Here is a 15056-nt window from a genome sequence, read left to right as displayed (position 1 = left end):
AGCGTCAGTCATGCAGCGGCAGCTGGACGACCAGTAGCTTTCCGGCCATGGTCACACCGCCGTCCATGGCGATGGCGAGCCCGTCCGCGTACACGTGCGGGCCCTCGACCACCGGGCCGGAACCGTCCTCGCCGTCCTCCGAACCGACTTCCCCGAGAAGGTACGGAATGGGGCTGTGGCCATGGACGATGCGCTGACCGCCGTAGGCCGCCATCAGCTCCCGGACGGCCTGCGGACCCGCTTCGTCGCGGAAGGCGAACCGCTTGGTGAACTTCCGGAAGAGGTCCCAGCACTCGTCGGCGTCGTTGCGCGTGAGAATGGCGTGCACGGTGTCGTTGACGTCCTCGATGGTGGTGCCGTATTCGAGGTACGCCGTCGTGTCGGAGTGCATCAGCAGATGCCCGTCCTCCTCGACGATCGCGTCGAGCCGGGACATCCACTGGAGGTGGACGTCCTGGAGCCGCTCCATGTCGTTCTTCTGACCGCCGTTGAGCAGCCAGGCGGCCTGGAAGGTGGCGGTGCCCGCGCCGGAGTTGACCGGGGTGTCGTTGAACCGCTTGGCGCCGAGGAGCAGCAGTTCGTGATTGCCCATCAGGGCCTTGCAGTAGCCGCCGGCGGCGGCGGCCTCGGCCGACAGCCGCATCACGAGGTCGATGACGCCGATGCCGTCGGGGCCCCGGTCGGTGAAGTCGCCGAGGAACCAGAGCCGGGCGTTGCCCGCGGACCACTTGCCGTCGGCGTCGATGAGGCCCTGCTCGGCGAGGGCGGCGCGGAGCTCGTCCAGGTAGCCGTGGACGTCGCCGACGACGTACAGCGGTCCGCGCCCCTGCTCCGGGGCGGGGCGCGGGTCGGGGACGGTCGGCACCTGGAGGGTGTCGCCGCGGTTGATCACGGGCAGGTCGCGCGCGGTGGGCGTGTACCCCTCCGGCGGCTCGTCGCCGGGCACGGCGTTGCCCGGGTGCGGTGACGACGGCGGTACCGGGTTCTGGGCATAGGGCGGTACGCGGAAGTCGCGCAACGTCGCAGTCCGCACCACGGGTTCCTGACCGGCCCCCTGTGTCATCGACCCCTCCACCACCGTCGCGCCGCCGTACACCTGACGGGCCCTGCTGGTCGGGGCGGTCCGCGGTGTCGTGCGCCCATCATAGGAATGCGGATCGTGCTGTGTGACGCACCAGGGGTGGTGAATCCGGACGCACATCGGGTTCACCAGTCGATTGGTCCGAAATCACCCGATCAATCCCCGGCCGGGGAGCGGGGTGCACTGACCGTGGTGCGCGGCGGACGGCGCTGCGAGGACGTCCGCACGATGAGTTCCGTCGGTATGACCTGCTCCACGGGTCCGTCGTGATCGACGCCCTCGATGGCGTCGATCAGGAGCTGGACGACCGCCGTGCCGATCCTGCGCGGCTTGAGCGAGAGCGTGGTGATGGGCGGCTCGGTCGTCGCGTACACGGTCGACTCGCTGCAGCAGACCAGCAGCAGGTCCTCGGGGACCCGCAGGCCGTAGCGCCGGGCCGCCGCCAGCAGATCGGTGCCGTTGGGGTCGAAGAGACCGTAGACGGCGTCGGGGCGGTCGGGGCGGGCGAGCAGGCGGTCGGCGGCCACCGCGCCCGCGCACGGGTCGTGGGCGGGGTAGGACTCGTACACCGGGTCCTGGCCCACGCGCTCGCACCAGTGGAGGTACGCGGTGGTGGAGAGCCGGGTGTAGGTGTCGGTGGTGGTGCCGGTGAGCAGGCCGATGCGGCGGGCCCCGGCGGCGGCCAGGTGGTCGAGCAGGTCGAGCACGGCGGCCCCGTGGTCGTTGTCGACCCAGGCGGTGACCGGGAGCGTGCCGGCCGGCCGGCCGTCCGAGACGACGGGAAGTCCCTGGCGCACCAGCTCCGTGACGACCGGGTCCTGGTCGGAGGGGTCGATCACGACGGTGCCGTCGAGGGCGACGTTCGACCAGACGTCGTGGCGCGAGGTGGCGGGCAGAATGACGAGGGCGTACCCGCGGGCGAGCGCGGCGGAGGTGGCGGCTCTGGCCATCTCCGCGAAGTACGCGAACTCGGTGAAGGTGAAGGGTTCGTCCCCGTAGGTCGTCACGGTCAGGCCGATCAGGCCGGACTTGCCGGTACGGAGGGTGCGGGCCGCGGCGGAAGGGCGGTAGCCCAGGCGCTCTGCGACCTCGCGGACATGGCGACGGGTGGCGTCCGGGAGCCTGCCCTTGCCGTTGAGCGCGTCGGAGACGGTCGTGATGGAGACGCCGGCGGCGGCGGCCACGTCCCGGATTCCCGCTCGTCCCTGTCGGCCGCCGCCGCGTCGGGGTGTGTCCGTCCGGCTCACCTGGTGCTTCCCTGCTGCTGTCATGGCGAGCCGATAGTAGGGCTCGGACGGGTGGTTGGCCCGATCGCACATTCATCCGTTGACAGGCACGTTTTTGCATGATCATAAAAGGCCAATTGCCTTGTAAGTCAAGGCTGTTGGTGAGTTTATCCATGGCGTGTCAGGTGCCGGACCTGATGGGCCTGTCGAATGGCCGAGGTCTCGAAGAGGTCTCATCTCACCTCTTCGGGGGACGCGCGCCACGGCGCGAGCCACCGGCGCGCGCAGGGGCGGGTGGCGCTCCCCCCATTCCTGGTCGCACCGGACGATTGGGCGCTCGGCCCATTCGCAGCGGCGCCCAATCCTCATAAGGTGAGCAGTATTGATGTGTACAGACGGTCGAGGAGGATCTGCGGTGAGCGAGACGAGCCCCAAGCTGCGCGCCGAGCTGGACGGTGTCCCCGCCTATGTACCGGGCAGGCCGGCTGCTGCCGACGGACCGGTCGCGTTCAAGCTGTCCTCCAACGAGAATCCTTATCCGCCGTTGCCCGGAGTGCTGGAGTCCGCCCTGGCGGCGGCCGCGAACTTCAACCGCTACCCGGACATGGCCTGCACCGCGTTGATGAACGAGCTGTCCGACCGTTTCGGTGTGCCCCTCTCGCACCTCGCCACCGGAACCGGCTCGGTCGGTGTGGCGCAGCAGTTGCTCCAGGCCACGTCGGGCCCCGGCGACGAGGTCATCTACGCCTGGCGTTCCTTCGAGGCGTACCCGATCATCACGCAGGTCAGCGGTGCGACCTCGGTGAAGGTCCCGCTGACCGAGGGCGAGGTGCACGATCTCGACGCGATGGCGGACGCGATCACGGACCGTACCCGGATGATCTTCGTCTGCAACCCGAACAACCCGACCGGCACCGTGGTGCGCCGGGCCGAGCTGGAGCGGTTCCTGGACCGGGTGCCGGGCGACGTCCTGGTGGTGCTCGACGAGGCGTACCGGGAGTTCATCCGCGACACCGAGGTGCCGGACGGCATCGAGATCTACCGGGACCGGCCCAACGTGGCGGTGTTGCGGACCTTCTCCAAGGCGTACGGCCTGGCGGGGCTGCGGGTCGGGTTCGCCGTGGCCCACGAACCGGTGGCGGCCGCACTGCGCAAGACGGCGGTGCCCTTCGGGGTCAGCCAGCTCGCGCAGGACGCGGCGGTCGCCTCGCTGCGTGCCGAGGACGAGCTCCTGGGGCGGGTCGGCTCCCTGGTCTGCGAGCGCGACCGGGTGCAGCGGGCACTGGCCGACCAGGGGTGGACCGTTCCGGAGTCCCAGGCGAACTTCGTCTGGCTGCGGCTCGGGGACCGTACCGCCGACTTCGCCGCGGTGTGCGAGCGGGCCGGTGTGGTGGTCCGGCCGTTCGCGGGCGAGGGCGTGCGGGTCTCGATCGGTGAGGACGAGGCGAACGACCTGTTCCTCAGGGTGACGGAGGCGTACCGCAAGGAGCTGTAGCGCGGCGCGGTCCGCCCGCGCACGACGGCGGTCCCAGGGCCCCGCACCTCGACGGACGAGGTGCGGGGCCCTGGTGCGTGCGGCCCCGGCGGGTGGGAAGGCCGGTGCTGCGCGGCAGCCCGGAAGAGCTTCCTCCGGTTGCCTGGTTCGGGATGATTGGCCGGAACACCGCCGGAACGCCCGAAGAGGGGGACCCCGCCCGAACGTCCCGAAAGTCTGTGCGTCATAATGTTTGTGAATGTGAACGCGTTCACAAGCGTGTCCTTTTCGCTCCGGCGATTAGTCGGACTTAAAGGGCAAACTGCCGGAATGGACACGGCGTAGTAAGGAGAAGACGACGTGGAGCTGGCTCTGGCGCCGGAAACCATGGCGCGATGGCAGTTCGGTATCACCACCGTCTACCACTTCCTGTTCGTTCCCCTGACGATCTCTCTCGCCGCGCTCACCGCCGGCCTGCAGACCGCCTGGGTGCGGACGGACAACGAGAAGTACCTCAGGGCGACGAAGTTCTGGGGCAAGCTCTTTCTGATCAACATCGCCATGGGCGTCGTCACCGGCATCGTCCAGGAGTTCCAGTTCGGCATGAACTGGTCCGACTACTCGCGGTTCGTCGGCGACATCTTCGGTGCCCCGCTCGCGTTCGAGGCGCTGATCGCGTTCTTCTTCGAATCCACCTTCATCGGGCTGTGGATCTTCGGCTGGGACAAGCTGCCGAAGAAGATCCACCTCGCCTGCATCTGGATGGTCTCCATCGGGACCGTCCTGTCCGCGTACTTCATCCTGGCCGCCAACTCCTGGATGCAGCACCCGGTCGGCTACCGGATCAACAAGGAACGCGGCCGGGCCGAGCTCACCGACTTCTGGCACGTGCTCACCCAGAACACCGCGCTCACCCAGTTCTTCCACACCATCACCGCGGCCTTCCTGGTCGGCGGCGCGTTCATGGTCGGCATCGCCGCCTTCCACCTGGCGCGCAAGCGGCACATCCCGGTGATGCGGACCTCGCTGCGGCTCGGGCTGATCACGATCGTGATCGCCGGACTGCTCACCGCCGTCAGCGGTGACCGGCTGGGCAAGGTCATGTTCAAGCAGCAGCCGATGAAGATGGCCGCCGCCGAGGCGCTCTGGGAGGGCGAGAAGGGCGCGCCGTTCTCGATCTTCGCGGTCGGTGACGTGGCCAAGGGCCACAACACCGTGGAGATCTCCATCCCGGGGGTACTGTCCTTCCTCGCGGACGACAGCTTCACCTCGTACGTCCCCGGCATCAACGACATCAACAAGGCCGAGCAGGAGAAGTTCGGTCCCGGCGACTACCGGCCCAACATCCCGGTCGCTTTCTGGAGCTTCCGCTGGATGATCGGCTTCGGGATGGCGTCCTTCGGCCTCGGCATCCTGGGACTGTGGCTGACCCGGAAGAAGTTCATGCTGCCGCCGGGACTGCGGACCGGTGAGGACGAAGTGCCGAACCTGGTCCTCTTCAAGAACAAGGCGCTCAGCCCGAAGTTCGCCAGGTGCTACTGGATCCTCGCGCTCTGGACCCTGCTCTTCCCGCTGATCGCCAACTCCTGGGGCTGGATCTTCACCGAGATGGGCCGCCAGCCCTGGGTCGTCTACGGCGTGCTCCAGACCCGCGACGCGGTCTCCCCCGGCGTCTCGCAGGGCGAGGTCATCACTTCGATGATCGGGTTCACCCTGCTCTACGCCGTGCTCGCGGTCATCGAGGTCAAGCTGCTCGTGAAGTACATCAAGGCGGGACCGCCGGAGCTCACGGAGGCCGACCTCAACCCGCCCACCAAGATCGGCGGCGACCACGAGGACGCCGACCGGCCGATGGCCTTCTCCTACTGAGAGCAGCGGAGCTGAGAGATGGAACTCCACGACGTCTGGTTCGTGCTCATCGCCGTCCTCTGGACCGGCTACTTCTTCCTGGAGGGATTCGACTTCGGAATCGGCGTCCTCACCAAGCTGCTGGCCCGCGACCGCAAGGAACGCCGGGTCCTGATCAACACGATCGGGCCCGTCTGGGACGGCAACGAGGTGTGGCTGCTCACCGCGGGCGGCGCGACCTTCGCCGCCTTCCCCGAGTGGTACGCCACCCTGTTCTCCGGCTTCTACCTGCCGCTGCTGATCATCCTGGTCTGCCTGATCGTGCGCGGCGTCGCCTTCGAGTACCGGGCCAAGCGGTCCGGCGAGAAGTGGCAGACCAACTGGGAACACGCGATCTTCTGGACCTCGTTGATTCCCGCCCTGCTCTGGGGCGTGGCCTTCGGGAACATCGTGCGCGGCGTGAAGATCGACGCCGACATGGAGTACGTGGGCAACTTCTGGGACCTGCTCAACCCGTACGCCGTCCTCGGCGGACTGGTCACGCTCTTCCTCTTCACCTTCCACGGCGCCGTGTTCGCGGGGCTCAAGACCGTCGGGGACATCCGGGAGCGGGCGGGCAGGCTGGCGCTGAAGCTGGGGGTCGTCACCGCGGTGCTCGCGCTCGGTTTCCTGATCTGGACCCAGTTCGACCACGGCAACGGCTGGAGCCTGCTGGCGATGATCATCGCCGCGGTGGCGCTGGTCGCCGCGATCGCCATGATCGCGGCGGGACGCGAGGGCTGGTCGTTCGCGTTCTCCGGGGTGACCGTCGCGGCCGCGGTCGCGATGCTCTTCCTGTCGCTCTTCCCGAACGTCATGCCGTCCTCGCTGAACGACGCCTGGAGCCTCACGGTCACCAACTCCTCGTCCACCCCGTACACGCTGAAGATCATGACCTGGTGTGCCGGGATCGCCACCCCCCTCGTCCTGCTGTACCAGGGCTGGACGTACTGGGTGTTCCGCAAGCGCATCGGTACGCAGCACATCGCCGAAGCGCACTGAACGCATCCGAGGACCGTCCGGCGGAACGCGGCCGGGGCGCGACACCGACCCCGATCCGCCGGACAGGACCTCGTCCACCGACCTAGCTCGCCAGGGGCTGTTTCACGTGAAACCGATCGATCCGCGTCTGCTCCGTCACGCCCGCGCCACCCGCCTCTTCCTGGCCGCCGTGGTGGCGCTCGGGGCTGTCGGGGCGGGGCTGGTCATCGCCCAGGCCATGCTCGTCGCCGAGGTGGTGGTGGGAGGGTTCGAGGACGGGCTGACCGTCGCCGGGCTGCGGACCCCGCTGATCCTGCTCGCCGCGGTTGCGCTGGGGCGGGCGCTGGTCTCCTGGCTGACCGAGCTGGCCGCGTACCGGACCGGCGCGGCGGTCAAGTCCGAGCTCCGGGGCCGGCTGCTGGACCGTGCCGCGGAGCTCGGGCCCGGTTGGCTCGGCGATCAGCGCACCGGCTCCCTGGTGACGCTCGCCACCCGGGGCGTCGACGCGCTCGACGACTACTTCGCGCGCTATCTGCCGCAGCTCGGACTCGCGGTGATCGTGCCGGTGGCGGTCCTCGCCAGGATCGTCACCGAGGACTGGGTCTCGGCGGCGATCATCGTGGTCACCCTGCCGCTCATCCCGCTCTTCATGATTCTGATCGGCTGGGCCACCCAGTCGCGGATGGACCGTCAGTGGCGGCTGCTTTCCCGGCTCTCCGGGCACTTCCTCGACGTGGTCGCCGGACTGCCGACGCTGAAGGTCTTCGGCCGGGCCAAGGCGCAGGCCGAGTCCATCCGCACGATCACCGCGCAGTACCGCAGGGCCACCCTGCGGACCCTGCGGATCGCGTTCCTGTCGTCCTTCGCGCTGGAACTGCTGGCGACCCTGTCGGTGGCCCTCGTCGCCGTCACCATCGGCATGCGGCTGGTGCACGGCGAACTCGACCTCTACACCGGTCTGGTCGTGCTGATCCTGGCCCCCGAGGCGTATCTGCCGATCCGCCAGGTCGGCGCGCAGTACCACGCGGCGGCCGAGGGGCTCTCGGCCGCCGAGGAGATCTTCGCGGTCCTGGAGACCGAGCCCCGGACCGGCGGCACGGCGGACGTTCCCCGGTCGCTGCGGCTGGAACTGGAAGGGGTGACCGTACGGCACGAGGGCCGCACCGCGCCGTCCCTGGACCGGGCCTCGCTGGTGGTGGAGGAGGGGGAGACCGTCGCCCTGGTCGGCCCCAGCGGCTCCGGGAAGTCCACCCTGCTCGACGTGGTGCTGGGGTTCACGGCGCCCGACGAGGGGCGGGTGCGGGTCGGCGGCGTCGATCTGGCGGACCTCGCGCCCGAGCGGTGGCGGGAGCGCATCGCCTGGGTGCCGCAGCGCCCGTACCTGTTCGCGGGCACGATCGCGGAGAACGTACGGCTGGCCCGTCCCGACGCGGACGACGCCGCGGTGGCGGCCGCGCTGCGCGACGCGGGCGCCCACGACTTCGTGGCGGAACTGCCCGACGGCGCGCGGACGCTTCTCGGCGAGGACGGGGCGGGCCTCTCCGCCGGACAGCGGCAGCGGCTCGCCCTGGCACGGGCCTTCCTCGCCGACCGGCCGCTGCTGCTGCTCGACGAGCCGACCGCGAGCCTGGACGGCGAGACGGAGGCGGGCATCGTCGAGGCGGTACGGAGGCTGGCGGCGGGCCGGACCGTTCTGCTGGTCGTGCACCGCCCGGCACTGCTCTCGGCGGCCGACCGGGTGGTGACCCTGGCCCCGGGGGCACCGGAACGGTCCGCCGGGTCCGGGGCTCCGGTGCCGGGGGCGCTCTCGGAGCCGTCGGAGCACTCCGGGGCTCCGGTACGGGTCCCGGAGGGGGCCGGGGAGCCGACGGGGGCGGGTGTTCCTTCCGCCCGGGGCGGCGACACGGCGTCCGGGCACGGAGCGATCCGGGAGACCGCGCCCCGTTCCGGGGACGTCCTGGCCCGGGTCAGGGAGGCCGCAGGGGCACAGCGCGGCCGGCTGGTACTCGCGCTGCTGCTGGGAAGCCTCGCCCTGGGCTCGGCGGTCGGGCTCATGGCGGTGTCCGGCTGGCTGATCTCCCGCGCCTCCGAGCAGCCCCCGGTGCTCTATCTGATGGTCGCGGTGACCGCGACCCGCGCCTTCGGCCTCGGGCGGGCCGTCTTCCGCTACGCCGAGCGCCTGGTGTCGCACGACGCGGTGCTCAAGATGCTCGCCGAGCTGCGCGTCTCGGTCTACCGGGGGCTGGAGCGCATCGCGCCCGCCGGACTGCGCCGGGCCCGGCGCGGAGACCTGCTCTCCCGGCTCGTCGCCGATGTCGACGCCCTGCAGGACTACTGGTTGCGCTGGATGCTGCCCGTCGCGACCGCCGTGGTCGTCGGCACGGCCGCCGCCGGTTTCGTCGGCCTGCTCCTTCCGGCGGCGGGCGCCGTGCTGGCCGCCGGGCTGCTGCTGGCCGGCGCGGGGGTACCGCTGGTCTCAGGTGCCTGCTCCCGTCGCACGGAGCGTCGGCTGGCTCCCGCGCGCGCCGAGCTGGCCACCCGGATCACCGACCTGCTCGGCGGGACCGCCGAACTGACCGTCGCGGGCGCCCTGCCCGACCGCACGGAACGGACCCGGGAGGCCGACGGCGTCCTGACCCGCATCGCCGCCCGTGCGGCGACCGCCACCGCCCTCGGCGGCGGCCTCACCGCGCTGATCGGCGGTCTCACCGTCGTCGCCACCGCACTCGTCGCCCTCCCGGCCGTGCGGGACGGCCGGCTCGCGGGTGTGGAGCTCGCCGTGGTGGTGCTCACGCCGCTGGCCGCCTTCGAGGCGGTGACCGGCCTGCCGCTCGCCGTGCAGTACCGCCACCGGGTCAAGCGGAGCGCGGAGCGGGTGTTCGAGGTACTGGACGCGCCGTTGCCCGTGCACGAACCCGACAGCCCGGCCGAGGCCCCCGCCTCGCCCTTCCCGCTGGAGGTGCGGGGGCTGTCCGCCCGGTACGCGGGAGCGGACCGGGACGCCCTCGACGCCGTGGACCTGACGCTGACGGCCGGTCGGCGCATCGCCGTCGTCGGGCCCTCCGGCTCCGGGAAGACGACCCTGGCCCAGGTCCTGCTCCGCTTCCTGGACGCGCGGACGGGGACGTACCGGATCGGCGGCGTCGAGGCCCGTGCGCTGGAGGGGGACGCGGTGCGGCGGTTCGTCGGGCTGTGCGCCCAGGACGCCCATGTCTTCGACAGCTCCGTCCGGGAGAACCTGCGGCTCGCCCGTACCGACGCGACAGATGACGAACTGCGCGAAGCCCTCGGCCGGGCCCGGCTGCTCGACTGGGTCGAGTCGCTGCCGGACGGGCTGGACACCCTGGTCGGCGAGCACGGCGCACGCCTCTCCGGCGGTCAGCGCCAACGCCTCGCCCTGGGCCGGGCGCTCCTCGCCGACTTCCCCGTGCTCGTCCTGGACGAGCCGGCCGAGCACCTCGACCTGGCGACTGCGGACGCCCTGACCGCGGACCTGCTGGCCGCCACCCGCGGACGCACGACCGTCCTGATCACCCATCGCCTGCAGGGGCTCGAAGCCGTCGACGAGGTGCTGGTGCTGGAGGCCGGCCGGATCGTGCAACGCGGCCCGTACGCCGACCTCGCCGCCGCCGAGGGCCCGCTGCGCCGGATGCTGGAACGCGAACGCGAGCAGGAGGCCCTGGCCGTACGGCGCCCGGGAGCGACCGCGGAGCCGGTGGGGGCCAAGGGCGCCGGGCGGGCGCGTGTGCCCGACGGGGCGGCGGACGTACGGGTGTGAGCCGACCTACGGACGGGGACGGCACGCGGACGTGGGGGGACGGGCGCATGGACGCGAGAGAGGCACGGAGGCGGGGCCGGAAGCAGCGAAGCCGACTTTCCTCGCCAATCGGTGCTAACTACTCTCTGGGTATGTCTGAGCAGGTACCGAAGGACTCACTCGAAGCCGCTGCCCGGGAGCCCCACAGCCTGCAGGGCCTGTCCACCGAGATCACCGCCCGCATCCCGCGCCTGCTGGAGGCCATGCGCTCCGTCGGGGCGGGCCTGGAACTGCACTCCACCCTCGACCGGATCTGCGAGACGGCCGCCGAACTCGCCCACTGCCGCTACGCGGCCATCGGAGTCGTCGACGAGGAGGGCGGGGGACTCTCCGACTTCGTCACGTACGGGGTATCGGACGAGGTGGCGGAGGAGATCGGCCGCCGCCCCGACGGGCATCGGGGGCTGCTCGGTGCCCTGATCCACGACCCGGTGCCGCTGCGGCTGGCCGATCTGACGGCCGACCCGCGGTTCGCCGGATTTCCGCCGGGACACCCCTCGATGCGGACCTTCCTCGGTGTCCCCATCCGGGTGCAGGACGAGATCTTCGGCAATCTCTACCTGGCCGAGAAGGACGACGGCGCCGAGTTCAACGACTACGACCTGCACATGGTGCGGGTACTGGCCACGGAGGCCGGGATCGCCATCGGCAACGCCCGGCTGTACGAGGCGGCGCGCCAGCGCGAGCGCTGGATCGACGGGTCGGTCGCCGTGACCACCGCGCTGCTCTCCGGCGGGGACGCCGACGACGCGCTGTCCGTCGTAGCCGAACAGGCCCGCCGCCTCGCCGACTCGGCCGCCGGGATCGTGCTGCTGCCGACCGAGGACGGCGGCCTGGAGATCGTCGCCGTCTCCACGGACGACCCGGCCGCCTCGCTCGGGACGATCATCGAGCCCGAGAGCCCGGTGGTGGCGAAGCTGCTGAGCGGCGAGGCGGTCTTCGTGGACGATGCCGCCACCGACTTCCGCACGATCACCGAGCTGGCCAATCGTTTCGGCCCGAGCATGCTGCTGCCCCTGCACAGCGGCGGGCGGGTGCTGGGTGCGCTCGTCACCCCCCGCGCCCGTGGCGCCCGTCCGTTCACCGAGACGGAGCGGACCCTCGCCACCCAGTTCGCCTCCCAGGCCGCGCTCGCGCTGATGATGGCCGAGGCGCAGCGGGACCGGGAACGGCTCGCGGTCTACGAGGACCGGGACCGGATCGCCCGCGACCTGCACGACCTGGTCATCCAGCGGCTGTTCGCCACCGGGATGATGCTGGAGAGCGCCCAGCGCAGATCGGCCGAGACGGACGTGCAGACCGGTGTCGGCCGGGCGGTCGACGAACTGGACGTGACCATTCAGGAGATCCGCACCGCGATCTTCGCCCTTCAGCAGGAACCCGCCGAGGCGCCGTCGGGCCTGCGCACCCGCGTCCTGCGCGAGATCAACACGGCGGCGGTCCCCCTGGGCTTCAAGCCCTCGCACCGCTTCCTCGGCCCGGTCGACTCGCTGGTCGGCGAGCTGACCGGCAAGAACCTGATCGCGGCGCTGCGCGAGGCGCTGTCCAACGCCTTCCGGCACGCGGAGGCGTCGTTGATCGACGTGGTCGTCGACGCGACCGCCACGCTGCCCGACGGGAGGGACGCGGTGCGGCTGTCGGTCGCCGACGACGGGGTGGGCATCCCGGAGGGCGGCCGGCGCAGCGGGCTGCGGAACCTGGCGCGCCGGGCGGAGTCGCTCGGTGGCGCGAGCTGGTTCGGTCCCGGCCTCGGGCCGGACGGGGGCGGCGCGACCGTGGTGTGGGAGGTGCCCCTCTGAACTGCCGGGCGGTTCGGACCACCCGGCCCCCGGCGGTGGGAGGCGACGGGACACCGCGGTGGGACGCGACGGGATTCGGCAAGACACCGCGACGGGACGCGGCGGGTGTCAGCGCCTCGCGTCGGCCGTCCGGCGTTCGGCGATGATCCGCTCGATGACGACGGCGACGCCGTCCTCGCCGTTGGTGGCGGTCCGCCCGGAGGCGGCGGCGATCGCGGCCGGATGGGCGTTGCCCATCGCGTACGACGTGCCCGCCCAGCTGAGCATCTCCACGTCGTTGGGCATGTCCCCGAAGGCGACGACCTCGGCGGGCGATATGCCGCGCTCGGCGCAGCACAGCTCCAGCGTGCTGGCCTTGGACACCCCGGCGCCGCTGATCTCCAGCAGGGCCGTGGGACTGGACCGGGTGAAGGAGGCCAGGTTCCCGGCCGCCGCACGGGCCAGGGAGAGGAACTCGTCCGGGGACAGTTCGGTGTGGTGGGCGAGGAGCTTCAGCACGGGTGCGCCGGTGCCGGGCGTCTCCTCGTGCAGCAGCTTCTCGGCGACGGCGACCGTGGCGCCCGGGTCCAGGTGGAAGGGCGGGTAGGCCGGTTCGTAGTGGATGCCGGTGGACAGTTCGACGGCGAACGAGGTGCCGGGGACGGTGGTGCGCAGCGCGTGCACGGTGTCGAGCGCGACGGACCGCTCCAGCGAACGGACCTTGAGCAGCCTGCCACCGTCGTGCAGATCGGCGACCGCCGCGCCGTTCGCACAGATCGCCAGGCCGTGACCGTGGACGTGGTCGCTGACGACGTCCATCCAGCGGGCCGGGCGGCCGGTGACGAAGAAGACCTCGATGCCGACCTCCTCGGCGGCGGCGAGTGCGGCGACCGTACGGTCCGAAACCGTCTTGTCGTCACGCAGCAGAGTGCCGTCCAGATCGGTGGCGATCAGCCGGACAGAGGCAGGCGAAGGCGCTTCGGTAGCTGAGGTCACCCGTCCATTCTCGCGTACGAGGGTGCACGGGCGTGCAGAGGGGCGCGCATTTGAGGATGCGCGCCCCTGACCGGGGAACATGCCCCATGTATATGCCGGCGGGGCGGACGACCCCCGGACGAGTCCACCCCGTGCCGTGACCGGTGACGGTGCCCGTGCCGGGGCCGTCACCGGTGCCAGCGGCCTTTGCCGGTCGACGGTGCCGGCGCCGGTGGCATCACCGTTCACGACGGCCCTTGCCGACCGACGGCCGTGGTCAGTGGCCGAGCTGGGCCAGGCCCTCCGTGGCGATGCGCTCGAAGACCTTCTCGTCCGCCGCGAAGTCGGATTCCTGGACCGGCCAGTGGACGACGATCTCCGTGAAGCCCAGCGCGAAGTGGGTGCCCGCGAAGTCCACGAAGGCGTCGAAGGACTGCAGCGGGCGGTCCGGGGTGAAACCGGTGAGCAGGACCTTGTCCAGCTCGGCGACGTCCCGGCCGGTGGACTCGCAGGCCGCGCCCAGCTTGGTGAGCTGCCCGCGGATGGCCTCCACCGACTGCGCCGGGGTGCCCGTCTCGTACAGCTTCGGGTCGCCCGTGGTGACCCATGCCTGGCCGTACAGCGCGGCGAGTTTCATCCCGCGCGGGCCGGTGGCCGCCACCGCGAACGGCAGCCGGGGCCGCTGCACACAGCCGGGGATGTTCCGGGCCTCGTTCGCCGCGTAGAAGGGCCCCTCGTACGTCACCGAGGGCTCGCGCAGCAGCCGGTCCAGCAGCGGAACGAAGTCGTCGAAGTGGTCGGCCCGCTCGCGCGGCGTCCACGGCTCCTCGTCGCTCCGCCGCAGCGTCGTGGCGTCGAATCCGTTGCCGCCGGCACCGATGCCGAGGGTGACGCGTCCGCCGGAGACGTCGTCGAGGGTGATGAGGTCCTTGGCGAGCGTGACGGGGTGCCGGAAGTTGGGGGAGGTGACGAGAGTGCCCAGACGGATGTGCTCGGTCGCCGCCGCGGCGGCGGTGAGGGTCGGTACCGCGCCGAACCAGGGGCCGTCGCGGAAGGTTCGCCAGGACAGGTGGTCGTAGGTGTAGGCGGCGTGGAACCCGAGTTCCTCGGCGTGCCGCCAGACCTTGCGGCCCTCGCTCCAGCGGTGGATCGGCAGAATCACAGTGCTCAGACGCATGGCTACGACCATACGGACCGGGCTGTACGGAGCCGATGACGGCCGGGGCTCGTGCTGTCCGGTCGGCCGGGATCAGTCCTGGAAGCGCAGGAACTCGGGCGGCACGGCGGTGGTGAGCCAGACGCCGTTGGCGCTGACGCAGAAGATGTGGCCCGCCCGGTGCATCGCGCCGGCGTCCACGGACAGGATGACGGGACGGCCGCGCCGGGCGCCGACCCGGGTCGCGGTCTCGCGGTCGGGGGAGAGGTGGACGTGCGTGCGGTCCATGGGCCGCAGGCCCTCGCTGCGGATCGAGTCCAGCACCCGGCCCACCGTGCCGTGGTAGAGGTACGCGGGCGGTTCGGCCGGCGGCAGATCGAGATCGACGGGAACGGTGTGGCCCTGGCTGGCGCGTATGCGGCCGTTCTCGACAGCGAAGCGCTGCTTGTCGTTGGAGGCGACGACATGGTCGAGCTCGGCCCGGGTGAGGGGGAAGTTGTTGCGGGCCGTGGCGCGCAGCAGCTCGTCGATCGGCACCCATCCATTGGCGTCGAGCGTGATGCCGATCCGTTGCGGCTGGTGCCGCAGATGCTTGGAGAGGTACTTGGACACCTTGACGGTGCGTTTTTCGTCCATCCGGCCAGGGTGCCCGTCACCATTTTCCGGGTGCATCCGAATTTT

Annotated in this window: 10 protein-coding genes; 5 read left to right on the top strand and 5 right to left on the bottom strand. The window is 71.1% G+C overall.

Translation table 11 applies throughout. The annotated features are described in order from the left end of the window. Positions 1–4: 4 nt before the first annotated feature. Together ACWCXX_RS16670 and ACWCXX_RS16665 are read right to left on the bottom strand one after the other, a co-directional pair. Positions 5–1063: a metallophosphoesterase gene (locus tag ACWCXX_RS16670; protein ID WP_451127753.1), complete on the bottom strand. Its 1059-nt coding sequence runs from the start codon at positions 1061–1063 to the stop codon at positions 5–7. 173 nt (positions 1064–1236) lie between these two features. Beyond that, positions 1237–2352: a LacI family DNA-binding transcriptional regulator gene (locus tag ACWCXX_RS16665; protein WP_283852825.1), complete on the bottom strand. Its 1116-nt coding sequence runs from the start codon at positions 2350–2352 to the stop codon at positions 1237–1239. Positions 2353–2722: 370 nt separating this feature from the next. Here ACWCXX_RS16665 and hisC point away from each other — a divergent pair, with 370 nt between their 5' ends. The 5 genes from hisC to ACWCXX_RS16640 all read left to right on the top strand — a co-directional run bounded on the left by hisC (position 2723) and on the right by ACWCXX_RS16640 (position 12265). Further along, positions 2723–3802 (top strand): histidinol-phosphate transaminase, encoded by a 1080-nt coding sequence (hisC, locus tag ACWCXX_RS16660; protein ID WP_451127750.1) that lies wholly within the window; start codon positions 2723–2725, stop codon positions 3800–3802. 339 nt (positions 3803–4141) lie between these two features. After that, the gene (locus ACWCXX_RS16655) at positions 4142–5650 is read left to right on the top strand and encodes a cytochrome ubiquinol oxidase subunit I (protein WP_451127748.1); all 1509 of its coding nucleotides are present in this window, start codon (positions 4142–4144) and stop codon (positions 5648–5650) included. Positions 5651–5668: 18 nt separating this feature from the next. Further along, positions 5669–6670: a cytochrome d ubiquinol oxidase subunit II gene (gene cydB, locus ACWCXX_RS16650; protein WP_451127746.1), complete on the top strand. Its 1002-nt coding sequence runs from the start codon at positions 5669–5671 to the stop codon at positions 6668–6670. 106 nt (positions 6671–6776) lie between these two features. Next, positions 6777–10427 carry a thiol reductant ABC exporter subunit CydD gene (gene cydD / locus ACWCXX_RS16645; RefSeq protein WP_451127744.1) on the top strand — a complete coding sequence of 1217 codons (3651 nt, stop codon included), beginning with the start codon at positions 6777–6779 and terminating at the stop codon, positions 10425–10427. 131 nt (positions 10428–10558) lie between these two features. Continuing rightward, entirely contained in the window at positions 10559–12265 is a 1707-nt protein-coding gene (locus ACWCXX_RS16640; protein WP_451127742.1) for a sensor histidine kinase, read from the top strand. 108 nt (positions 12266–12373) lie between these two features. On the opposite strand, the gene ACWCXX_RS16635 is transcribed toward ACWCXX_RS16640, so the two are convergent. The 3 genes from ACWCXX_RS16635 to ACWCXX_RS16625 form a co-directional block, all read right to left on the bottom strand. Further along, positions 12374–13240 carry a Cof-type HAD-IIB family hydrolase gene (locus ACWCXX_RS16635; protein ID WP_451127740.1) on the bottom strand — a complete coding sequence of 289 codons (867 nt, stop codon included), beginning with the start codon at positions 13238–13240 and terminating at the stop codon, positions 12374–12376. 256 nt (positions 13241–13496) lie between these two features. Beyond that, positions 13497–14396, bottom strand: a complete 900-nt coding sequence (locus ACWCXX_RS16630) for an LLM class flavin-dependent oxidoreductase (protein WP_451127738.1) — start codon at positions 14394–14396, stop codon at positions 13497–13499. Positions 14397–14468: 72 nt separating this feature from the next. Further along, the gene (locus tag ACWCXX_RS16625; protein WP_451127736.1) at positions 14469–15011 is read right to left on the bottom strand and encodes an RNA 2'-phosphotransferase; all 543 of its coding nucleotides are present in this window, start codon (positions 15009–15011) and stop codon (positions 14469–14471) included. Positions 15012–15056: the final 45 nt, after the last annotated feature.

This window comes from Streptomyces sp. NPDC001732, assembly GCF_053596315.1.
The sequence above is the reverse complement of the archived record's forward strand: the minus strand, read 5'-3'. Positions and strand labels throughout refer to the sequence as shown.